Consider the following 24111-nt stretch of genomic DNA (forward strand, 5'->3'; position numbering starts at 1 on the left):
CAGATGTCCGCTTTGTGTCGCACTTGCAGGATTATTACGTGATTGAAATATATGACCGGCAGCGCAGAATGGTTTTAGATACACACTTTTCACGCCCCCCACTGGACCCCCAACGTGAGCAGACTGCTGATCGTCGATGACGACGTGGAAATATGTGCCCTGCTGAAGAAGTTCTTTGTCATGCATGGCTACGAGGTCGACCTGGCGGCCAATGGCACGGCGATGTGGGCGGCCATCGAACAGCAGCGCCCGGACATCATCATTCTCGACCTGATGTTGCCCGGCGAAAGTGGCCTAAGCCTGTGTCAGAAACTGCGCAGCAGCACCGGTATCCCGATCATCATGCTCACCGCCATGGACGAGTTGAGCGATCGCATCGTCGGCCTGGAACTGGGCGCCGATGATTATCTGGGCAAGCCCTTTGATGCCCGCGAGCTGCTTGCCCGTCTGCGGGCGGTGCAACGTCGCGCTGGCGAACAGGTGCGCAGCCTGGGCGAAGAAACCCGCCCGGTAATCCGCTTCGACGATTGGCAGCTGGATGTTACCCGCCGTGAACTGCGCACCCCACAGGGGGTGATGGTGCCGTTATCGGCGGGGGAGTTTGACTTGCTGCTGGTGTTTCTGGAGCACCCGCAACGGATCCTCACCCGCGAGCAACTGATTGACCTGGCCCGTGGCCAGGGGCATGAGGCCTATGACCGCAGCATTGATGTGCAAGTCAGCCGCCTGCGGCGCAAGATCGAACCAGACAGCAAGCGCCCGGCGCTTATCCGGACCGTACGCAACGGCGGCTACCTGTTCGACGCCAAGGTCAGCCGCACATGATCCACCTGAACCTGCGCCGCGATGGCATTAGTCGACGCATCGCCCTGACGATCATTGCTGCGATGCTGATCTCGGTGGCGCTGAACATTCTGTTCGTGCAACTGGCTGGGGTCTGGGCGCGCCCGCCGTTGAGCCAGACCGGCCTGCTCGAACAGATCGCCGTCACCACCCGCGTGCTTGAAGCCGCCCCGGTGACGCAGCGCGAGGCGCTGGCCCAGGCGGCGAGCAATCCGTTGTTGCAGGTGTCTTGGAGCGCACGGCGCGACAGCCTGAGCCTGCCGGGCCGCGGGCAACCGATTGATGTCGAAACGGTGCCGGAATTGCGCCAGCTATTGGCCAATCCACCGCTACGCATGGAGGGATTTCAGCCGGATGACTGGCCCAAGGACAGCGCCGATGCGCATTACAAACTGGTGATGCAACTGGCCGATGGCAGTTGGCTGGACTTCACCCCGCCCTACCGCAGCTGGGGCCTGAGTTCAGGCATGCGTTTTACCATCATTGGCGTCCTGGCGTTGATCGCCGCGTTATTGGTAGCCTGGATCGGCACCCGGCAACTGGCTGGCCCACTGCAGCGTTTCGCCCGTGCTGCCCGACGTTTTGGCAGCGACCTGCGCGCGCCGCCGATCCGTCTCGAAGGCCCCCATGAACTGCGCCAGGCGATCACCGCGTTCAACACCATGCAGGCGCAGATCCAGCACTTCATTGCCGAGCGCACGCAAATGCTGGCGGCTATTTCCCACGATTTGCGTGCGCCGCTGACACGTATGCGCCTGCGCGGGGAGTTCATCGAAGATGCCGAACAACAGCAAAAGCTGTTTCGTGATGTCGATGAAATGCAGAGCATGATCAATTCCGCGCTGAACTTCTTTCGCGATGAAACCCGTCTGGAGACCACCACCCCCTTCGACTTGGCCGAGCTCCTGCAAACCCTGGTCGACGACTACCGCGACCAACAGATTGCTGTGGACTTTGCAGGGCCGGTGAACCTTGTGTACCTCGGCCGGCCGCTGGGCTTAAAACGCGCGGTAACAAACCTGATAGACAATGCCGTCAAGTACGCCCACTCCCCGGCCGTACGCCTGAGCAGTAACGCTCACAGCCTGTTCATCGAAGTGCGTGACCAAGGCCCGGGGATTCCGGACACGGCCCTGGAAGAAGTGTTTGTGCCGTTCTTTCGCCTGGAAAGCTCGCGTAACCGTGACACCGGTGGCGTCGGCCTGGGCTTGCCGTCGGCACGCACGGCGATTCGCGAACAAGGTGGCGAGTTGACCCTGCGCAATTTGCCCAGTGGCGGTTTACTGGCGTGTATCGAATTGCCGCGGGTCAATGACTGATTGCAATTGCCGTTAATGCCCAGTTAACGGCTGCCCCGCATAGTAGGGCCTCTTCCCTTCAGAACGTCGTTTTTGGCCCACCTCGTGTGGGCCTTTTTTTGCTTCTTTGTTGGGTCAGCTCGTCGACCAGCACCTCAATCACAACCCCGCCAATCCGTTGAACCGCATAAATTTAGCCCCACGCCATTCGTCCTCCTGATACCCAAGCTTTGCCCACAGCACGCCGCTGCGCCGGGCAAACCGTTCCGATCAGCCCAGTGTCGAGATGGCAATGACCCAGACCAAGACCCGTTCCCGCAAAGCCCTGTATATCGGCCTGCCGCTTGCCCTGGCGCTGGCCGTGGGCGCCGCGGCTGGCTATCTGTACCTCCACAAAGAGCCGGACTACCCTGCCAAAATCGTCGACCAGGCCAACGCCCTGCATGAGCATATGCTCTCGTTCGACAGCCATATCACCGTGCCCCTGAGCTTTGGCAGCGCCGGCCAGGAAGCCGACAAGAATGGCAGCGGTCAGTTCGACCTGGTAAAGGCCGGGCAAGGCCGACTGTCGGGCGCGGCACTGACGATCTTCGGCTGGCCTGAGTTGTGGAACGGCCCCAATGCCCCACACCGCCCCACGCCAGGCTTTGTTGACGAAGCCCGGCACCAGCAGGAGGTGCGCTACCAGATCATCAGCACGATGGTTCGCGATTTCCCCAACCAGGTCGGCATTGCCTATACCCCCGAAGACTTTCGCCGCCTTAACGGTGAAGGCAAATTCGCTGTGTTCATCAGCATGCTCAACGCCTACCCGCTAGGCCACGACCTGTCACAACTGGACTTGTGGGCCAAGCGCGGCATGCGCATGTTCGGCTTCAGCTACACCGGTAACAACGACTGGGCCGACTCCTCACGGCCGCTGCCGTTTTTCAATGACACTGCCGATGCCCTCGGTGGCCTGTCACCACTGGGCGAACAGGCGGTCAAGCGCTTGAACCATCTGGGGGTAATCATCGACGTTTCGCAGATGTCGACCCTGGCCCTGGAAGATGTCGCGCGCCTGAGCCATGCCCCCATCGTCGCCTCGCATTCGGCGCCACGCGCATTGGTGGATATTCCACGCAACCTCAGCGACAAGGAAATGCAACTGATCAAAAACAGCGGTGGAGTGATTCAGGTGGTCGGCTTCAGCCAGTACCTCAAGCCCCTGACAAAGCCGACTCTGGACAAGCTCGAAGCCCTGCGCACTCGCTTTGACCTGCAACCGCTGCAAGGCCTGGCCAATGCCCTGATGCCCGGCGATGCGGTGATCGCCATCTGGCCAGAGGCGCGCTTTGGCGAGTATGCCGGCAGCCTCTACGGCATCCTCGAAGAGGAACCCAAAGCCAGCGTCAAAGACCTGGTCGACGCCATCGACTACACGGTGAAAAAGGTCGGCATCGATCATGTCGGCATCAGTTCGGACTTCAACGATGGCGGTGGCCTGGACGGCTTCAAGGATGTCAGCGAGATCGGTAACGTCACCGCAGAATTGCTCAGCCGTGGCTATTCCGAGGCTGATATCAGCAAGCTCTGGGCAGGTAACTTCCTGCGGGTCTGGGAGCAGGTGCAAAAAGCTGCCGAGCCGGTTGCCGGCCTGACGCGCTGAATACTGCAGCAACAAAAAACGCCGCCCAGGTACGCCCGGGCGGCGTTTTTTATTGGCCTAAGTTATGCCTTTAACTGGCGGTGGCCAGCAGCGAAACCTGAGCAGCACGGCTGTGTCCGCGCAGCCTGTCCTGCTCGTACAGTGACGCAGCAATTTCGTCGGCACGCACCGGCAGGACCGACAGCAAGGTATCACTCAATCCGTGGCTGGCCTGGCTGAAACCCTGCATGTATAGGCTGGCCTTGCAGCGATCATTGGTCAGCAAACGATAACTGCGGTCGACTTCGTAGCCCTGCAGATACGCTTCCAGCGGCGCCAGCAACTGGCGATGCAACTGGCGCTCGTAACCGGTCGCCAGCACCACGGCGTCATAGCGCTGCACCTGGGTTTCACCGTTGGCATTGTTACGCATCAGCAGTTCCACGCCCTGCTCGGTGCTGCGCGCCTGCTCCAGCGTGGTCAGGGTATGGAAGCTGTGACGGGCCACGCCCGAGACTTTCTGGCGGTAAAAAATCGCGTAAATTCGCTCGATCAGGTCTAGGTCAACCACCGAATAATTGGTGTTGTGGTACTCGTTGATCAAGCGCTCGCGCTCGCTGGCCGGCTGCTGGAACACCAGGTCGGTGAACTCGGGCGAAAACACCTCGTTGACGAACGGGCTATCGTCAGCCGGCTTGAGCGCCGAACCGCGGATGATCAGGTCGACCTGCACCGACGGATAGCTGTCATTGAGGTCGATAAACGCCTCGGCCGCACTCTGCCCGCCGCCGACTATGGCGATGCGCATGGGTTTGCTGTCGACACATGGCTGCTTGGCCATGCGCGCCAGGTACTGCGAGTGATGGAACACCCGGGCATCACCCTTGAGTGCTTCGAACACCGGCGGAATGCGCGGCGTGCCGCCCGGGCTGAGGACCACCGAGCGCGTCAGACGGGTGGCTTCCACACCCTGAACATCACGGGACACCACGCGCAGCGCCTCGACCTGCTGATTGTTCAGCACCGGCTCCACCCGCAACACCTCTTCGCCATAGCGGCTATGCGCTTCGAAATGCGAGGCCACCCAGCGCAGGTAGTCATTGAACTCCATCCGGCAGGGATAGAAAGTGCCGAGGTTGATGAAGTCGACCAGGCGGCCATGCTGCTTGAGGTAGTTGACGAACGAATAGGGGCTGGTCGGGTTACGCAGCGTTACCAGGTCCTTGAGGAAGGAGATCTGCAGCTCGCTCTGGCTGACCAGGGTGTTGCCGTGCCAGCGGTAGTCCGCCTGCTTGTCGAGAAACAACGTGTCGAGCGGACCCTGCAGTTGCCCGCGCTCTTCCAGGGCGATGGCCAGCGCCAGGTTCGAGGGGCCAAAGCCGATGCCGATCAGGTCGTGAACCACGGCCGATTCAATTGCCTGAGTCATATCCAGTGTCCTCTAGATAAGCCCCGATGGTCGGGGTGAAACAAAGTAACCCTGTCGGTCATTGGAGGCGGCAGGTCGTCTGTTGACTAGGAACGAGAACAACCGAGGGAAATTTAACCAGCGTTGCTCAGCGGTCGCTCCCGCCGCTCAGGCGGTAAATTTTTCGCTGCCGCGCTCGTCCACCCCAGACAGCAGCGAACCAAGAGAAGGCCATGACACGACCACGTTGGCAGCACACCCTGCGCTTCGGCCTGCCGGTGCTCCTCGCGCTTGGCGCAGGCGCCAGCTGGTGGACCTGGGACCAGGGCTACCGGGACAACCCCGGCTACAGTTTCGCGGTCATCCGCCACGCCAATGACTTGCAGCAACGCCTGCTGTCTTTCGATGGCCATGTCAGCGTGCCGCTAACCCTGGGCAACGCAGACAACCCGGTGGATGGCGACAGCCTCGGCCAGTTCGACTTGCCCAAACTGCAGCGTGGCGGCCTGTCCGCTGCGGCGCTGACAGTGTTCGGCTGGCCGCCGATCTGGCAAGGCGAAGGCGCCCCCCACCGCCCTACGGCCGAATTCGTTGCGCAAGCACGCGCCCAGCAGGAAGCCAGCTACCGCATCATCAGCAACATCGCCCGCGACTTCCCCGAGCGTGCCGCCATCGCCTACAGCCCTGCCGATGTACGCAGGCTGCAAGGCGAAGGCAAGTTCGCGATTTTCATCAGCATGCTCAACGCCTACCCGCTGGGCACTGATATCGACCAGCTCGACCTGTGGGCTGCACGCGGCTTGCGCATGTTCGGTTTCAACTACGTGGGCAATAACGCCTGGGCTGATTCCTCACGGCCAATGCCGTTCTTTCAGGACCGCGCCGACGCCCTCGGCGGCCTTTCACCACTCGGTCAGCAGGCGGTCCGCCGCCTCAATGACCTGGGTGTGATCATTGATGTCTCGCAGATGTCCAGCCAGGCCCTGCGCCAGGTCAGCGCCCTCAGTCGCGCGCCATTGGTGGCCTCACACTCCGGCCCGCGGGCACTGGTGGATATTGCGCGCAACCTTAGCGACGATGAAATGCGCCTGATCCGCGACAGCGGTGGCGTGGTCATGATCCCCACCTACGGCGACTACCTGCGCCCGATCAGCCAGGCGACCCGCGCGCGGCTCGAACAGCTGCGCCAACGTTTCGACCTGCCCGCGCTGCCCAACCAGGCCTGGGCGCTGATGCCCGGGGACCCAGTGATTGCCAGCTGGCCCGAACAACGTTTTGGCGACTACGCCAAAGCGCTGTACGCGATCCTTGCCGACGAACCCAAGGCCACCCTCAAGGACTTCGGCAACGCCATCGATCATACGGTCAAGACCATCGGTATCGATCACGTCGGCATCAGCTCCGATTTCAACGACGGCGGCGGCATCAAGGGCTTCGAGGATGTCAGCCAGGTCCGCAACGTCACCGCCGAACTGCTCGCCCGCGGTTACTCCGAAGCCGATATCAGCAAGCTCTGGGGCGCCAACTTTCTCAGGGCCTGGGCACAGGTCCAGCAATCCTCAAAAACACTCAGCGCGCGATGAAGCCTAGCCATGACCGATCGTAGAACATTTCTCAAACAGGCCGGGCTGTTCGCCGCTACCCTGCCACTGGCCACCACCCTGGCACCCAATGCCCTGGCCAGCCTGCCGGCAGCGACGCCCAGCGGCGACAAGTGGGCGCAGTTTCGCCAGCTGTTCGACCAGGACCCCAGCTACATTCACTTCGCCAACTTCCTGGTCACCTCGCATCCGAAACCGGTGCGCGAGGCAATTGCCCTGCATCGTGCCAACCTCGACCGCAACCCCGGCCTGGCCATGGACTGGGACCTGGAGGAAACCTGGACCCGCGAAGCCCAAGTGCGGCACTGGGCCGCAAAGTACCTGAACGCCAAGCCTGCGCAGATCGCCCTCACCGGCAGCACCACCGAAGGCCTGGCAATGATCTATGGCGGCATTCACGTGCGCCCTGGCCAGGAAATCCTCACCACCCGTCATGAGCACTACTCGACCCATCATGTGCTGAATTTTCGCGCCGAGCGCGAGGGCACCCAGGTGCGGCGCATCGAGTTGTTCAAAGCGCCCCAGCAGGTATCCAGTGACGAGGTGCTGGGCAATATCGCCGCCAACATCCGCGCTAACACGCGCGTGCTGGGCATGACCTGGGTGCACTCGGGCAGTGGCGTCAAACTGCCCATCGGCGAGATCGGTCAGCTGGTCGCCGAGCACAACCGCAACCGTGACGACAAGGACCGCATCCTCTATGTGATTGACGGTGTGCATGGCTTTGGCGTGGAAGACCTCGACTTCCCGGCCATGCTCTGCGATTTCTTCATCGCCGGCACGCACAAGTGGCTGTTCGGGCCACGCGGCACCGGCATCGTCTGCTCACGTTCGGAACAGCTCAAGGACGTCACCCCGCTGATTCCGACCTTCTCCCAGGACAGCGACTTCGCCACCAGCATGAGCCCTGGCGGTTACCACGCCTTCGAGCACCGCTGGGCCCTGGACAAAGCCTTTGAACTGCACCTGCAACTGGGCAAGGGTGAGGTTCAGGCACGCATCCACCAACTCAACGCCGAACTGCGCCAACGCCTGCAGGCCATGGCGCAAATCGAGCTGGTAACACCGACCAACCCGGCCTTGTCCTCAGGCTTCAGCTTCTTCCGCGTCAAGGGCAAAGACAGCGACAAGGTGGCCGCCGAACTGATGAAGCAACGTGTCGTCGCTGATGCCGTCAACCGTGACGTCGGGCCGGTGGTGCGCACCGCCCCAGGGTTGCTCAACAACGAAGCCGAGATCAAGCGTTTCATGGCCATCCTGGCCAAGGTTGTGTAGCGCGCCCCTTTCCCTTATGTGAAACCGAGAGACCGATGAATTCACCGACTTCCCGCACCTCGACCGCCAAGAGCATTGCAGCTTTAGCCCTCGGCGCCCTGTTTGCCAGCCTGGTACCCGGCCTGGCCCAGGCCAGCGCGACGCCCAAGCCAGGCGAAGTGTTCAAGGACTGCAAAGACTGCCCGGAGCTGGTAGTGCTGCCAACCGGCACCTTCACCATGGGCACCCCCGAAGACGAACAGGGCCGCGAGGCTGATGAAGGCCCGATGCACGAGGTAACCTTCGCCAAACCCTTGGCCATGAGCCGCTTTCAGGTGCTCAGCGGTGAGTGGAATGCCTACCTCAAGGACAGCGGCTACGCGATGCCCAATGGCGACGAGCGCCCAGGTCGTGAATGCCTGGCCGGCGTACCGCGCTACGCGCTCAGCGACGAGTACAAGCGCGGCGACAAGAATCGCTACCCAGCAGTGTGCCTGGACTTCCACGAAGCCCAGGCCTATGCCACCTGGCTGTCGAAAAAGACCGGCAAACACTACCGCCTGCTCAGCGAGGCCGAGCGCGAATATGCCGCCCGCGGCGGCAGCACAGGCCCGCAGCCCTTCCCCCGCGATGAAGGCAAGGCCTACAGCATCGCCAAGCATGCCAACACCTATGGCCCGGAAGACGGCTTCAGCTACCTTGCCCCGGCAGGCAGCTACGCGCCTAACGCCTTTGGCATCTACGACGCCCACGGCAATGTCTACGAGTGGACCGCCGACTGCCAGAACGACAACTACATCGGTGCGCCCGGTGATGGCAGTGCCTGGACCCAAGGCGACTGTGTGGTGCGCATGATCCGCGGCAACGACTGGACCGAGGCACCGATTTTCTCCCGCTCCGGCAACCGCAATTACCGCCGCCCGGAAACTCGCGGTGACTGGATCGGCTTTCGCGTAGTGCGCGAACTCTGAGCCCTGGCCACGGGCCGACAAGCAGCCGACGGGGTTAAATCCCCCCCTACCTGGCTCGTCTTTCAACACACGGCTGGCGCCCGCTCTGCGGCCCAGCCCTCCCCGCCCTAGGCTCCCAGCCCGTTGCGAACGAGGTAGTTTCATGACCGCAGCATCGCGTAGCGCCACCCGCGAACTCTTGAGCCTGCTCAAGCCGTATCGTCTGGTGGTGTTTTTTTCCATCGTCCTGGGCATCATCGGCGGCCTGGCCGTCACGGCCCTGCTCGCCACGGTCAACCAGGGCTTGCACAACGACGACGGCATGAGCAACGGCATCGTCCTGGCTTTCATTGGCCTGTGCGTGGTGGCCTTGCTCAGCAGCATCGCCGCCGACATCGGCACCAACTACGTCGGCCAGCATGTGATCGCCAAGCTGCGCAAAGACCTGGGCGCCAAGGTGCTGTCGGCTCCCATTGAGCAGATTGAACGCTATCGCAGTCATCGCCTGATTCCGGTGCTGACCCACGACGTCGACACCATTAGCGATTTCGCCTTCTCCTTTGCTCCCCTGGCCATTTCCCTGACCGTGGTGGTTGGCTGCCTGGGCTATCTGGCCAGCCTGTCGTTGCCCATCTTCGCCCTGACCCTGATCGCCATCGGCATCGGCTCGGCCATTCAGTACGTTGCCCAGAGCAAGGGCCGCCGCGGCTTCAACGCTGCGCGTGAAGCCGAGGACGATCTGCAGAAGCACTACCAGGCCATTGCCGAGGGCGCCAAGGAACTGCGCATTCACCGCCCGCGCCGACAGGCCATGCTCAAGCACAACATCGAGGGCACTGCCGACCACATCCGCGACACCCATGTGCGTTCGATCAACATCTTCGTGATCGCCAAGAGCTTGGGCACGATGTTGTTCTTCGTGGTCATTGGTCTGGTTCTGGCGCTGCAATCACTGTGGCCCAGCAACGATCCGGCGGTGATCAGCGGCTTCGTGCTGGTGCTGCTGTACATGAAAGGTCCGCTGGAAAGCCTGATAGGTACGTTGCCGATCATCAGCCGCGCCCAGATCGCCTTTCGCCGTATCGCTGATCTTGCCGAGCGCTTCTCCTCGCCTGAGCCGCACTTGCTACTCAGCGCCGAGCCAGGCCCGGCGCCGGTACTCGAACGCCTGGAGCTGCGCAACGTGCAGTACCGTTTTCCGGCGGTGCCCGGCAGCGATCCGTTCACCCTCGGGCCAGTCAATCTGAGTATCGCCCCCGGCGAGATTCTGTTTATCGTCGGTGAAAACGGCTGCGGCAAAACCACCCTGATCAAACTGCTGCTGGGCCTCTACACGCCGCACCAGGGCCAGATTCTGCTCAACGGCAAGGCGGTCGATGCGCAAAGGCTGGACGACTACCGTCAGCATTTCACCACGATTTTCGCTGACTATTTCCTCTTTGAGGATTTGATCAAAGACGGCCGCAGCTTGCCCGCCGATGCTGGGCAATACCTGGAGCGCCTGGAGATTGCGCACAAGGTCAGCATACGTGACGGCGCCTTCACCACCACCGACCTGTCCACCGGTCAGCGCAAGCGCCTGGCCCTGGTCAGTGCCTGGCTGGATGAACGCCCGGTATTGGTGTTCGATGAATGGGCGGCCGATCAGGACCCAGCCTTCCGCCGCGTGTTCTACACCGAACTGCTGCCGGACCTCAAACGCCTGGGCAAGACCATCATCGTCATCTCCCACGACGATCGCTATTTCGACATCGCCGACCACCTGGTACGCATGCAGGCCGGCAAGGTCGTCAGCGAGCCCAGCTTCGCCTGACCCCCTCGCGGCGAACGCCCGTCGTTCGCCGCTTCACGTGTAAATCCGACTCGTCGTCCTTCGTCTTCTGAGAACGCACAATTCCTCTGCCGACGGCGACGAGATCGATGATGAACCCAGAGCACTCCCTTCCCGAAGACGACCTGCTGGCCTTGCTCATGGCCGACGAGGCAGGTACCCCGGACGCCATCGCAGCCACCACCGACCAGCAGCCGCAACCGCTGTCGTTCGCCCAGCAACGTTTGTGGTTTGTGCAACAGTTCGCGCCGCAGAGTTCTGCCTATAACCTGCCTCGCGCCTTGTCGCTGGAGGGCAAACTGGCGGTCGATGCCCTGCAAGCGGCGCTGCACCAGGTGATCCAGCGCCATGACATCCTCAGAACACGCTTCGAGGAAATCGACGGCCTGCCGATGCAAGTGCTCGAGCCACAGGCACGCCTGCAGCTGCACCACCAGGACCTGTCGGCGCTAAGCACAGAGGAACGCGACACCCAGTTGCAGCAGCACCTGCAGGCTGAGGCGGCAAAACCGTTCGACCTGAGCTGTGCACCGCTGATTCGCGCCAGTCTGATCCGTCTGGCACCGGACCGCCACGTGCTGCTGTTGAACATGCATCACATTGTCTCGGACGCCTGGTCCAACCCGATTCTCATGCACGACCTGGCCTGCGCATACCGCAGCGCCGTGCAAGGCAGCAGCCAGGCCCTGCCGCGCCCGGCCATCCAGTATGCCGACTATGCCCGCTGGCAGCGTCATGACTACCCGGCGACGCCTCTGCACGCCAAGGCTGCCCGCTACTGGCGCGAGTACCTGGGCGATGAAATCGTCCCGCTCGACTTGCCATTGGACCACCCCCGCGCCGAAGAGCGCGTGGCGCTCGCCGGCACCTTCACCACGAGCCTTTCAGCGCCGCTGCTAAGCCGCCTCAATGGCTTCTGCCAGGCGCATGGCCTGACCCCGTTCGTGGTCATGCTCGGGGCCTGGCAACTGCTGCTCGGCCGACACGCCGGGCAGCGCGATTTCACCGTCGGCGTGCCCAATGCCAGCCGCAACCAGGTCCAAACCCAGGACCTGGTGGGCTACTTCGTCAGCAGCCAGATCTACCGTGCCCGGCTTGATGGCAGCCAACCGGTATTGAGCTTTTTGCAGGCACTACGCGAGCAGTCGCTGGCTGCCCTGGAGCATGCCGACTACCCCGTGGAACTGATCCTCGAAGACTTGCAGCTGCAGCGCAGCAGCCAGGCCAACCCACTGTTCCAGACCCTGTTCAACTGGCGTGTCAACGCCGCTGAGCAAGGCCCACTGCGTTTTGTGGACCTGGCGTTGGACTTTCTCGCGCTGGGTCAGCAGGAAGCCAAATTCGACCTGTCGCTGGACATCGCCTACAGCCCGCGCAGCCTCCAGGCCAGCTTCGAATACGACAGCACCTTGTTCGATGCCGCCAGCATTGAACGCCTGGCCCGTCACTGGCAGAACCTGCTGGCTGACCTGCTTGAACGGCCGCAATGCGCCCTGGGCGAACTGACCCTGTTCGACCGCGATGAGCAACTGGCACTGTTGACTGCGGGCAATCAAAGCGCCGTGTCGCGGGCGAACCTGCCCGCGGTGCACCTGCAAGTCGCCGCGCAAGCTACCCGTACGCCGGAGCGCCTGGCCGTGGCATGCGCCGGGCAATCACTCAGCTACGCCGCACTCGAAAGCCGGGCCAATCGCCTCGCCCATCGACTCATCGAACTGGGGGTGGGGCCCGAGGTATTCGTCGGTGTTGCCCTGGAGCGCAGCGTCGAGCTGGTGGTCGGCTTGCTGGCTATCCTCAAGGCCGGAGGCGCCTACCTGCCGCTTGACCCGAACTACCCGCGTGAACGCCTGACCTACATGATGCAGGACAGCGGCATCACGTTGCTCTTGCAGCAAGCTGAGCACCAGCACAGCATGCCGTTGCCGGCGGGTATCCAGGCACTGCAGCTGAGTGACACGGGCGTTGAACTGCTGGGCTATCCCGACATAGCGCCACAGGTGACGGTCGACCCTGAGCACCTGGCCTACATGATCTACACGTCCGGTTCCACCGGCCAACCCAAAGGTGTCCAGGTTCGCCACGGGGCGCTGGCCAACCACATGGCCTGGATGCAGCAGGCTCTGCAACTGCAGGCCGAGGACCGGGTGCTGCAGAAGACCGCCATCAGCTTCGACGCCTCGGTCTGGGAGTTCTGGCTGCCACTGCAAAGCGGCGCTCAGTTGCAGCTGGCCAGCCCGGCCCTGAGCCAGGATCTGTCGCTGCTGTGGCAAGAGATCGTGGCCGAGCGCATCACCGTGCTGCAGATGGCGCCGTCACTGCTGCAGGCACTTCTGACCCAGGCCAACGCCGAACAACTGGCCAACCTGCGCCTGGTGCTGCTCGGTGGCGAAGCCCTGGGAGCTGCGCTGGTCAGCCAACTACAGGCGCTATGGCGTGGGCGCATAGTCAACCTTTACGGCCCCACTGAAGCGACCATCGACAGCTGCCACCACACCATTGACGGCCCGGTCGACAGCGCCATTGCCTCGATCGGCCTGCCAATCGACAACGTCCGCGTGTACGTGTTCGATGCTCAGTTGCAACCTTGCCCGCAAGGTACTGCCGGCGAACTGTGCATCGCCGGTGCTGGCCTGGCCCGCGGTTACCACCAGCGTCCAGGCCTGACCGCCGAACGTTTCGTACCCGATCCATTCGCCAGTAACGGCGAGCGCCTGTACCGCAGCGGCGACCTCGTGCGCCGCCGTGCCGATGGCAGCCTGGATTACCTGAGCCGCATCGACCATCAGGTCAAGATCCGCGGCCTGCGCATCGAACTGGGCGAGATTGAAGCCCGCTTGCTGCAACAGTCAGGTGTCACCGAAGCGGTGGTACTGGCACAACCGACCGCCAACGGCGCACAACTGGTCGCGTACCTGGCCTGCGCCCAACCGCTGGCCGAAGAGGCTGCCGCCGGCCTGCGCGACGCCCTGCTGCAGAGCCTGCCGGAGTACATGGTTCCGGCTCATTACCTGTTTCTCGACAGCTTACCGCTGACCGCCAACGGCAAGCTCGATCGCCGCGCCCTGCCCGCCCTCGATAGCAGCCAGGGGCAACGCGCTTATCAGGCACCTGGCGATGCTTTGGAGCAGCAGATCACGGCTATCTGGCAGGACGTGCTCAAGCTCGATCCGATTGGCGTCAATGACAACTTTTTCGAGCTTGGCGGTGATTCGATCCTGTCCATCCAGGTGGTCAGCCGCGCCCGTCAGGCCGGCATCCGCTTCACCCCCAAGGACCTGTTCAAACACCAGACCATCCGCGGCCTGGCCCAGGTCGCTCAATGGGGCGAAAGCAGCGTAAAGATAGACCAGGGCCCAGTGCACGGCGAAGCGCCCCTGCTGCCAATCCAGCAGGCCTTCTTTGCCAGCGACATCGATCGCCGCCAGCAGTGGAACCAGTCGGTGATGCTCAAGCCCGCCACCACCCTGCAGCCGGACACCCTGCGCCAAGCCCTGGCCATGCTGGTCGAACACCACGATGCGTTGCGTCTGCGCTTTCGCCAGGACGATAGCGGCTGGCACGCCATCCATGGTGCGGTGGCCGACAACGGCGAACTGCTGTGGCAACGCATCGTGGCTGACGCCCAGGCACTGCAGGCCGTCAGCAACGAAGCCCAACGCAGCCTTGACCTGGACCATGGCCGGTTGCTGCGCGCGGTGCTGATGACCCTCGCCGACGGCAGCCAGCGCCTGTTGCTGGTGATCCACCACCTGGTGGTCGATGGTGTGTCCTGGCGGATCCTCTTCGAAGACCTGCAGCAGGTCTACCAGCAGCTTGAAGCCGGGCAACCCGCCAAGCTGATGGCCAAAACCAGTGCCTTCAAATCCTGGAGTGAGCGCCTGCGCGAGCACGCCCGCAGCACGGTGCTCCAAGCCGAGTTGCCCTACTGGCAGACGCAACTGCAGGGCGCTGTCGGCGACCTGCCGGGCGCCAATGCCCAGGGCAGCCTGCTTGGCCGCCATGCCGGCAGCGTCGCGGTGCAATTGAGCCAGGCCCACACCCGCCAGCTGTTGCAGAGCGCGCCCGCGGCCTACCGCACACAGATCAACGATCTGCTGCTGACCGCCCTGGCCCGTGCCGTGCAGCGTTGGAGCGGCCTGGCCGAGGTGCTGGTACAGCTGGAAAGCCACGGCCGGGAAGAACTGTTCGATGACATCGACCTGACCCGCAGCGTCGGCTGGTTTACCAGCCTTTACCCGGTGCGGTTGTCGCCCCAGGCAGAGCTGAGCAACTCGATCAAAACCATCAAGGAACAACTGCGTGCGGTGCCCAACAAGGGTATCGGCTATGGCGCGCTGCGCTACCTGGGTGACAGTGCCGTGCGCGAGCAACTTGCGGCGCTGGCTCAACCGCGCATCACCTTCAACTACCTGGGGCAGTTCGACGGCAGCTTCAATAGCGACAGCGATGCGTTGTTCAGCCCAAGTGGCGAACCGGTCGGCGAAGAGAAGAGCGCCGACAGCCCGTTGGGCAACTGGCTGACAGTCAATAGCCAGGTCTACGACAACCGCCTGAACATGGCCTGGAACTTCAGCCAGCAGATGTTCACCCTCGCCCAGATCGAGCAACTGGCACAGCACTGCCGCGAGGAGCTGGAGCAACTGATCGAGCACTGCAGCAGCGGCACGCATCTGGGTCTGACGCCTTCGGACTTCCCCTTGGCCACGCTCAACCAACAGCAGCTCGACGCCCTGCCGATCCCGGCGCGCAATATCGATGACATCTTCCCCCTGTCGCCGATGCAGGAAGGCCTGCTGGTGCATACCCTGCTGGAGAAGCACTCAGGCATCTACTTCATGCAAGAGTGCTACACCATTCGCGAAGCCATCGACTACCCGCTGTTCGATGCCGCCTGGCAACAGGTGGTGCAGCGTTACGAGGCGATCCGCGCCTCGTTCCTGTGGAACACCGGCGGCGAACTGCTGCAGGTGATTCACCGTGACAGCAAGGTTCAGGTCGAGTTGCTCGACCTTAGCGACCTGAGCCTGGAACAGGCCGAACCACGCATCCTTGAATTGCTGCGCGAAGAGCGTGAAGCCGGTTTCGACCTGGCCAAGGCGCCACCGATCCGCTTCAAGTTGATCAAGCTGGCCGACCACAGCCATCGCTTCGTCATGAGCAACCACCACATCCTCATCGATGCCTGGTGTCGTTCACTGTTGATGGCCGACTTTTTCGAGATCTACCATGCCGCACGTGAAGACCGTCCCAGCCAGTTGGGTACGCCTTATCGCTTTCGCAACTTTATCGAGTGGCTGCAAGCGCAGGACCCACAGGCCGCGCAACAGTTCTGGCAAGCCCAGCTCGAAGGCCTGGAACAAGCCACGCCGTTGCCCACTGACCGCCCACAGGTCAGTGCTGCAGCGCACTCGGTAATCGATGACAACTACACCTGGCTAAGCAGTGAGCAGAGCGCGCACCTGCTGGAGGCGGCCAACCAGCAGCGGCTGACCGTCAATACCTTCGTCCAGGCTGCCTGGGCGCTGACCCTGCACCATCACAGCCGCTCACGCGACATTGTCTTTGGCGTGACCGTGTCCGGGCGTCCGGCACATAATCCCGAAATGCAGGACACCGTCGGCCTGTTCATCAACAGCGTGCCACTGCGGATCAAGCTGCCGTCACCGGACCTGCGCAGCAGTACCCTGGACTGGCTGCACGGCATCCTCGAGACCAACGTCTCGCTGCGTGAATACGACTACCTACCCCTGGTCAACATCCAGGCCTGCAGTGAGCTGCAAAAGGGCCAGCAGCTGTTCGACAGCCTGTTCGTCTTCGAGAATGCACCGATGGCCGCTTCGGTCGGCGTCGATGCTCAGGACATGGGAGTGATCTCCGAGTCGTCGCGCACCCACACCAACTACCCGATTACCGTCGTGGTGTACCCCGGCGAGCAACTCGGCCTGCACCTGTCGTATGACACGCGCTACTTCGATCGGGCGACCATGGACGCCTTGCTGGCGCAGTTCCAGCAGTTCCTGATTGCCCTGCCCGGCCAGTTGCAGGCACCCCTGGAGCAGGTGGCGCAACTGGAGCGTGGTGAGCAGCGCGAGTGGATCCTGCAGCACAACCAGACCGAGGTGGCCCACGCCCTGGACCGCTCGTTCATTGAATTGTTCGAGGCACAGGTCGATCAGCACGGCCAACAGCGCGTCGTCAGTTGCCAGGAGCGCGCGTGGAATTATGCCGAACTGGACCGCCAGGCCAACCGCGTTGGCCATGCCTTGCTCGCCCATGGAGTCACTCAGGACCAACCGGTGGCCCTGCTTGCCGACCGTGGCCTGGCGCTGCTGGCAAGCATCGTCGGCGCCTTCAAGGCCGGCGCCGGCTACCTGCCACTGGACCCGAGCCATCCTGATGAACGCATTGCCAACATCCTCGCCGCCAGCCGCACCCCGGTGCTGATTTGCAGCGCCCGCTACGAACAACGTGCGCGGGCATTACTGGCAGGGTTGGCGCAGCCGGTGCAACTACTGGTCTGGGAAGTGCTGCTCGGCGGCGACTACAGCGACGCCCGTCCGGGCATCTACAGCGCCCCGAATAGCCTCGCCTACGTGATCTTCACCTCGGGTTCCACCGGCCTGCCCAAAGGGGTGATGGTCGAACAGGCAGGCATGCTCAACAACCAGTTGAGCAAGGTGCCGTATCTGAGCCTGGACAGCACCGATATCATCGCCCAGACCGCCTCGCAGTCATTCGACATCTCGGTCTGGCAGTTCCTGACCGCGCTGCTGTGTGGCGCCCAGGTGCGCATCATTCCCGACGAGGTTTCCAAACATCCGGCACGCCTGCTGGCGGAGATCGAGCAGCAACGGGTCACGGTGGTGGAGATCGTTCCGGCGCTGATCCAGGCCCTGCTCGAAGAGCAGCACAGCGAGCTGGCGGCCCTGCGCTGGCTACTGCCCACCGGTGAAGCGCTGCCCGCCGAGACCGCCGCCGCCTGGCTGCAACGCTACCCGCACATCCCGCTGATCAATGCCTACGGCCCGGCCGAATGCTCTGACGACGTGGCGTTCTATCAGATCGACCCGGCTTCGGCCGCGCGCACCTACATTCCTATCGGCTACCCCACCGACAACAATCGCCTGTACCTGCTCGATGACTACCTGTGCCCGGTGCCCGACGGCGCCGTGGGTGAAATCTGTATCGCCGGTGTCGGGGTCGGCCGCGGCTACTGCGCGGACCCCGGCAAGACCGTCAGTGTATTCGTGCCCAACCCCTTCGCCCTGCAGCCGGGTGAGCGCCTGTACAAGACTGGCGACCTGGCGCGGCGGCGCAAGGACGATGGCGCCCTGGAATACCTGGGCCGGGTCGACCAGCAGGTCAAAGTCAACGGTTTTCGCATTGAACTGGGCGAGATCGAGGCCCAGATCAGCCAGTTCCCAGGGGTTCGCGAAGCCGCAGTGCTGGCGGTCGAGCATGCCCTGGGCAAGCAACTGGTGGCGTTCCTCACCCTGGAAGCCGAGGCGCGCGCCGACAACGGCGGGCTGGATGCCCTGCGCAGCTTCCTCAAGCGCCGCCTGCCGGTGTACATGAACCCCAGCCTTTACCAGGTGCTGGAGCAGATGCCGCGCAATGCCAACGGCAAGCTCGACCGCAAGGCCCTGGCACGCCTGGAAACCCTCGGCCCCGAGCAGGTGTTCCGTGCACCGGAAAGTGAACTGCAACAGGCCGTGGCGCGAATCTGGCAGACCGTGCTCAAGGCTGAGCAGGTTGGCCTGGACGACAACTTCTTCGCCTTGGGTGGCAACTCGCTGCTGGCCACCCAGGTCACCTCGCGCATCCACCTGGAACTGGCCATCGAGGCGCCGCTGGCGGCGCTGTTCGAAAGCGCAAGCCTGGAAGACTTTGCCCGGCGCTTGCCGGCCCCAGTCGCGCCAACCACTGAAACCGAATTGACCGATCTGTTCGATCTGCTCGATGTGCTGGAGACTCAATGATGCAAAGCAAAGCCCTGTCCGACTTGATCGAACGCTTCATCAAGTTGCCAACAGCCCAGCGCAAAACGCTTTATCAACAGATGGTCAGCAAGGGCGTGAACATCGCCCGTCTGCCGATCCCGACGACCCGCGACGCCTTTGAGCATGTTCCGCTGTCGTTTGCCCAGGAGCGCCAGTGGTTCCTCTGGGGCCTGGATCCGAGCAGCAGTGCCTACAACCTGCCCACCGCCCTGCGCTTGCGCGGCGTCCTGGATGTCCAGGCCCTGCAGGCCAGCTTTGATGCCTTGGTGGCGCGCCACGAGAGCCTGCGCACGCGTTTCATCGAAAAAGATGACCAGCGCCTGCAAGTGATCGATCCCGAGGGCCGCATCGTCATTGAGCAACGGGCCCTGCCCGGCGCCAAAGCGGATGAGAATGAGCGGCTGCATCGTTACATCGCCGAACAGATTGCGCGCCCGTTCGACCTGCACAACGGCCCCCTGCTGCGGGTCCAGCTGTTGCACCTGGGCACCGACGAGCATGTCTTGCTGCTGGTGCAACACCACATCGTTTCCGACGCCTGGTCGATGCAGGTGATGGTCCGCGAGCTGGTCGCCGGTTACGGCCAGCCTGGGACGCTGCCCGCGCTGCCGATCCAGTACGCCGACTATGCACTGTGGCAACGTCACTGGATGGAGGCCGGTGGGCGCGAGGAACAGCTGGCCTACTGGACCGAACAGCTCGGCGACGAGCACCCGGTGCTGCAACTGCCCGCCAGCCGCCCACGCCCGCCGCAGCGCAGTGATCGTGGTGCATTGTACAAGGTCGAACTGGACGACAACCTCGGCCAGGCGCTCAAAGCCTTGGCCAAGCAAGAAGGTGTGACTCTGTTCATGCTCATGCTGGCCTCGTTCCAGGCCCTGCTGCACCGTTGCAGCGGCCAGGACGATATCCGCGTTGGCGTGCCCATTGCCAACCGCAACCGGGTGGAAACCGAAGGGCTGATCGGCTTTTTCGTCAACACCCAGGTGCTGCGCGCACAACTGGATGACGAACTGTCCTTCAGCGCGCTCCTGCAGCAGGTCAAGCAACGCGCGCTCGGCGCCCAGGCCCATCAGGACCTGCCGTTCGAGCAATTGGTCGATGCCCTGCAGCCTGAACGCAGCATGAGCCACAACCCCTTATTCCAGGTGGTCTACAACCACCTCAGCGCCGCACCCGAAGGTGGCGACGCAGCAGCAGGCCAAGTACAGGGCCTGGCGGTCGAAGCTATTGAGTGGGCCAACCAGACCGCGCAGTTCGACCTGGCGCTCAACACCTACGAATCAGCACAAGGCCTATCCGCCTCGTTCATCTATGCCACGGACCTGTTCGATGAGCAGGATGCACGCCTGCTTGCCGGTCACTGGCTGAACCTGCTGCGCGCTATCGCCCGCGATCCGCTCCAGCGTCTGGGAGAATTAAACATCCTCAGCGATGCGCAGCAGCAGGCCATCTTCGCCCAGTGGAACCCGGCGCCGCGCAGCGTTGCGGTCGAGCATTGCCTGCACCAGTTGATCGAGCAACAGGCGGCGCTACGCCCCGAGGCCATCGCCCTGACCTTTGACGATCAGCAACTGAGCTATGACCAGCTCAACCGCCGCGCCAACCGCCTGGCTCACCTGTTGATCGCTCAGGGCGTTGGCCCCGACCGCTTGGTGGGGCTGGCCTGCGAGCGCTCGTTCGACATGCTTGTCGGCATCCTCGCCATCCTCAAGGCCGGCGGTGCTTATGTGCCGCTCGACCCACAGTACCCCGACGATCGCTTGGCCTACATGATCGAAGACAGCGGCATCGCCCTGCTCCTCGGCCAGCCCGCAGTGCTTGAGCGCCTGTCACTGCCGCCGGGGCTGACGACTTTGAGCCTCGACATTGGCGCTGCGCACTTGCCCGAAAGCAACCCCCACGTCGCCGTGTATCCTGACAACCTGGCCTACGTGATCTACACCTCCGGCTCTACCGGCAGGCCCAAAGGCACGCTGTTGCCGCACCGCAATGTGCTGCGCCTGTTCGACGCCACCCAGGACTGGTTCGGCGTCGATCACAACGACGTCTGGAGTCTGTTCCATTCCTATGCGTTCGACTTTTCGGTGTGGGAGATCTTCGGAGCCCTGCTCAAGGGTGGCCGCCTGTTGATCGTGCCGCAGGACACCACGCGCTCGCCCGACGACTTTTATCGCCTGCTGTGTAACGAGGGCGTCAGCGTCCTCAACCAGACCCCGTCGGCGTTCCGCCAGCTCATGCACGTAGCCTGCGCACCGCAAAACCTGCAGCGTGACAACCGCCTGCGTTTCGTGGTGTTCGGCGGTGAAGCGCTGGACGTCGGCAGCCTGGCGCCCTGGTTCCAGCGCTTCGGTGACCAAGCACCGCGCCTGGTCAATATGTACGGCATCACCGAAACCACGGTGCACGTCACCTATCGACCGCTGTCACTGGCCGACCTCGAACAGGCCAACATCAGCCCCATCGGCGTGCCGATCCCGGACCTGTCCTGGTACCTGCTCGACGCTCAGCTCAACCCAGTCCCGCACAATTGCATCGGCGAACTCTATGTTGGTCGTGCAGGCCTGGCCCGTGGTTACCTCAACCGCGCCGCCCTCAGTGCCACCCGCTTCATTCCCAACCCGTTCGACAACGACGGTAGCCGCCTCTATCGCACTGGCGACCTGGCACGCTTCAGCGCCGATGGGGTGATCGAGTACATCGGTCGCATCGACCACCAGGTGAAAATCCGCGGTTTCCGTATCGAACTGGGTGAGATCGAGGCCCGTCTGCAAGCCCTGGAGGGCATTCGCGATGCCGTGGTGCTGGCGCAAAACAGTGTCACCGGCCCACACCTGGTGGCCTATGTGGTGCCCGACGGTGAGCGTCCTGAAATCGCCCACCTCAAGGCCCGGCTCAAGGCGGCGCTACCCGACTACATGGTCCCGGCTCACCTGCTGCTGCTCGACAGTCTGCCATTGACCAGCAACGGCAAGCTCGACCGCAAAGCCCTGCCCGCACCCGATGCGAGCCTGGCGCAGAGCGACTACCTGGCACCCCGCAGCGTACTGGAACAGCAGGTGGCGGCGATCTGGCAAGATGTGCTGCACGTCGAACGCGTGGGCCTGGCTGACAACTTTTTCGAACTCGGTGGCCATTCGCTGCTGGCCACCCAGGTCCGCTCGCGCATCCGCCAGCAACTGGGTATCGATGTCGCCCTGCGCACCCTGTTCGAGCACAACTCCCTTGAAGCCTTGTGCCTGGCGCTGGGACAGACCGTGGTCAACGAACAACCCATATTGAGCCGCGTCGACCGAAACCAGCCATTGCCGTTGTCCTACGCCCAGGAGCGCCAGTGGTTCCTCTGGCAACTACAGCCAGAAAGCGCGGCCTACCATATTCCGGCGGCGCTGAAACTGCGCGGCAAGCTAGATCTCAACGCACTGCAAACAGCGTTCAATCAGGTGCTGGCCCGCCATGAAAGCCTGCGCACCCGCTTCATCGAGGAGAATGGACGAGCTCTGCAACACATCGCCGAACCTGAGCGACTCAACCTGGTGGTGGCGTCACTGGCGCCGGGCGCCGACCGAGAGCTGCGAATCCGCGAGTACGTGCAGGCCCAGGTGCAACGCCCGTTCGACCTGCGTGAGGGGCCGCTGCTGCGGGTCAACTTACTGCAGGTCAGCGACGATGAGCATGTGTTGCTGCTGGTGCAGCACCATATCGTTTCCGATGCTTGGTCGATGCAGGTCATGGTCGAGGAGCTGGTGCAGCACTATCGCGCTTGCAGCCAAGGCTTGCGGGTCGATTTTCCGCCCTTGGCGATCCAGTACGCCGACTACACGGTATGGCAGCGACAGTGGATGGCTGCTGGCGAGCTGGAGCGCCAGCTGGGCTACTGGACAACGCAGCTGGCCGGGGCCCAAGGCGTGCTCGAACTGCCTGCCGACCACCCGCGCCCGGCGACCCTGAGCGCACGTGGCGGGCGGGTCGACCTGCAGCTCGATGACGGCCTGGTCGCACAACTGCGCCAGCTAGCCCAGGCGCAGGATGTCACCCTGTTCATGTTGCTCCTGGCCTCGTTCCAGACCTTGCTGCACCGCTATAGTGGCCAGGCTGACATCCGCGTCGGCGTGCCGATCGCCAACCGCGACCGCCTGGAGACCGAGCGTCTGGTTGGCTTTTTCGTCAATACCCAGGTGCTCAAAGCGGACTTCAGCACACAACACACCTTCCTTGAACTGTTGCAGCAAGCCAAGGAAGCGGCGTTGGGTGCCCAACAGCATCAGGAGCTGCCGTTCGAGCAACTGGTCGAGGCACTGCAACCGGAACGCAGCCTCAGCCACAACCCGCTGTTCCAGGCCATGCACAACCACCAGAGCGCCACGCGCCAGGCTGAATCACTGACACTGCCGGGACTTACAGTCGAAGCGCTGGAGTGGGATGCCGCCACGGCACAGCTGGACCTGACCCTGGAAACCCAGGACTCCGGCCAAGGGCTGTCCGCAGCATTGGTCTACGCCAGCGACCTGTTCGAGCACAGCAGCATCGAGCGCATGGCGCGGCATTGGCTGAACCTGCTGCGAGGCATCGTCGCCGATCCGCAGGCCACGATTGCCGGTCTGCCGTTGCTCGATGGCGACGAACAGCAGCAGATCGTTGCGCAGTGGAACGCCACCAGCACCGCCTACCCACTGGATACCCCGGTACACCAGCTGATCGAACAGCAAGTGCGCGCCACCCCCGATGCCCCAGCCCTGTGCATGGGCGAGCAGCAACTGAGCTACCGCGAACTGGATCAGCGCGCCAACCAACTGGCTCACCAACTGATCGCCTTGGGCGTCGGCCCCGAGGTGCTGGTCGGTATCGCCGTCGAGCGCAGTCTGGAAATGGTCATCGGCCTGCTGGCGATTCTCAAGGCGGGTGGCGCTTATGTGCCGCTGGACTCGGAATACCCTGAAGAGCGTCTGGCCTACATGATCGAGGACAGCTGCATTGCCTTGCTCCTGGCCCAATCGCAGCTGCGCCTACCATGTCCGGCCGAATTGCCGGTGCTGGCCCTGGATCGTTTGGCGCTTGAAGGCTTCCCGGTGCACGCCCCGGCAATCACCCTCGACCCCGAACACCTGGCTTACGTGATCTACACCTCCGGTTCCACCGGCAAGCCCAAGGGCGCCGGTAACCGTCATAAAGCCCTGACCAACCGCTTGTGCTGGATGCAGCAAGCCTACGGCCTCGGCGCAGGCGACACGGTGTTGCAGAAAACCCCGTTCAGCTTCGACGTCTCGGTCTGGGAGTTCTTCTGGCCGCTGATGACCGG

At 63.0% G+C, this 24111-nt stretch carries 10 protein-coding genes; 9 read left to right on the forward strand and 1 reads right to left on the reverse strand.

Going from position 1 to position 24111, the window contains the following annotated elements:
* Positions 1-114: 114 nt before the first annotated feature.
* From ACQRAX_RS02075 to pvdM, 3 genes are all read left to right on the forward strand, one after another.
* Positions 115-825: a response regulator gene (locus tag ACQRAX_RS02075; protein ID WP_412037417.1), complete on the forward strand. Its 711-nt coding sequence runs from the start codon at positions 115-117 to the stop codon at positions 823-825.
* Positions 822-2162, forward strand: a complete 1341-nt coding sequence (locus ACQRAX_RS02080) for an ATP-binding protein (RefSeq protein ID WP_412037416.1) — start codon at positions 822-824, stop codon at positions 2160-2162. The genes ACQRAX_RS02075 and ACQRAX_RS02080 overlap by 4 nt, the downstream gene beginning before the upstream one ends.
* 271 nt (positions 2163-2433) lie before the next feature.
* Positions 2434-3789 (forward strand): pyoverdine-tailoring dipeptidase-like protein PvdM, encoded by a 1356-nt coding sequence (gene pvdM / locus ACQRAX_RS02085; protein ID WP_412037415.1) that lies wholly within the window; start codon positions 2434-2436, stop codon positions 3787-3789.
* 70 nt (positions 3790-3859) lie between these two features.
* Here pvdM and ACQRAX_RS02090 read toward each other — a convergent pair whose 3' ends face one another.
* The gene (locus ACQRAX_RS02090; protein ID WP_412037414.1) at positions 3860-5197 is read right to left on the reverse strand and encodes a lysine N(6)-hydroxylase/L-ornithine N(5)-oxygenase family protein; all 1338 of its coding nucleotides are present in this window, start codon (positions 5195-5197) and stop codon (positions 3860-3862) included.
* A 212-nt stretch (positions 5198-5409) separates the two neighbouring features.
* Between ACQRAX_RS02090 and ACQRAX_RS02095 the strand changes: the two genes are divergently transcribed.
* The 6 genes from ACQRAX_RS02095 to ACQRAX_RS02120 all read left to right on the forward strand — a co-directional run.
* Positions 5410-6759 carry a dipeptidase gene (locus tag ACQRAX_RS02095; RefSeq protein WP_412037413.1) on the forward strand — a complete coding sequence of 450 codons (1350 nt, stop codon included), beginning with the start codon at positions 5410-5412 and terminating at the stop codon, positions 6757-6759.
* A 9-nt stretch (positions 6760-6768) separates the two neighbouring features.
* Positions 6769-8052: an aminotransferase class V-fold PLP-dependent enzyme gene (locus ACQRAX_RS02100; RefSeq protein WP_412037412.1), complete on the forward strand. Its 1284-nt coding sequence runs from the start codon at positions 6769-6771 to the stop codon at positions 8050-8052.
* Positions 8053-8087: 35 nt separating this feature from the next.
* Positions 8088-9002 carry a formylglycine-generating enzyme family protein gene (locus tag ACQRAX_RS02105; protein WP_412037411.1) on the forward strand — a complete coding sequence of 305 codons (915 nt, stop codon included), beginning with the start codon at positions 8088-8090 and terminating at the stop codon, positions 9000-9002.
* A gap of 142 nt (positions 9003-9144) precedes the next feature.
* Positions 9145-10794 (forward strand): cyclic peptide export ABC transporter, encoded by a 1650-nt coding sequence (locus ACQRAX_RS02110; protein WP_412037410.1) that lies wholly within the window; start codon positions 9145-9147, stop codon positions 10792-10794.
* 110 nt (positions 10795-10904) lie between these two features.
* Positions 10905-18791, forward strand: coding sequence for an amino acid adenylation domain-containing protein (locus ACQRAX_RS02115; protein WP_412037409.1), 7887 nt, complete (start codon positions 10905-10907; stop codon positions 18789-18791).
* Positions 18791-24111 (forward strand): amino acid adenylation domain-containing protein (locus tag ACQRAX_RS02120; RefSeq protein ID WP_427867722.1); only part of this gene is annotated, 5321 nt, incomplete at its 3' end. The genes ACQRAX_RS02115 and ACQRAX_RS02120, both read left to right, overlap by 1 nt.

The sequence above is a fragment of the Pseudomonas sp. UM16 genome, from assembly GCF_050312595.1.
Classification (GTDB): domain Bacteria; phylum Pseudomonadota; class Gammaproteobacteria; order Pseudomonadales; family Pseudomonadaceae; genus Aquipseudomonas.

Bases quoted from the DNA above. Each gene is read 5' to 3' on its own strand.
- ACQRAX_RS02080 (WP_412037416.1), top strand. From the start codon at position 822: ATGATCCACCTGAACCTGCGCCGCGATGGCATTAGTCGACGCATCGCC.
- pvdM (WP_412037415.1), top strand. From the start codon at position 2,434: ATGACCCAGACCAAGACCCGTTCCCGCAAAGCCCTGTATATCGGCCTG.
- ACQRAX_RS02090 (WP_412037414.1), bottom strand. From the start codon at position 5,197: ATGACTCAGGCAATTGAATCGGCCGTGGTTCACGACCTGATCGGCATC.
- ACQRAX_RS02095 (WP_412037413.1), top strand. From the start codon at position 5,410: ATGACACGACCACGTTGGCAGCACACCCTGCGCTTCGGCCTGCCGGTG.
- ACQRAX_RS02100 (WP_412037412.1), top strand. From the start codon at position 6,769: ATGACCGATCGTAGAACATTTCTCAAACAGGCCGGGCTGTTCGCCGCT.
- ACQRAX_RS02105 (WP_412037411.1), top strand. From the start codon at position 8,088: ATGAATTCACCGACTTCCCGCACCTCGACCGCCAAGAGCATTGCAGCT.
- ACQRAX_RS02110 (WP_412037410.1), top strand. From the start codon at position 9,145: ATGACCGCAGCATCGCGTAGCGCCACCCGCGAACTCTTGAGCCTGCTC.
- ACQRAX_RS02115 (WP_412037409.1), top strand. From the start codon at position 10,905: ATGAACCCAGAGCACTCCCTTCCCGAAGACGACCTGCTGGCCTTGCTC.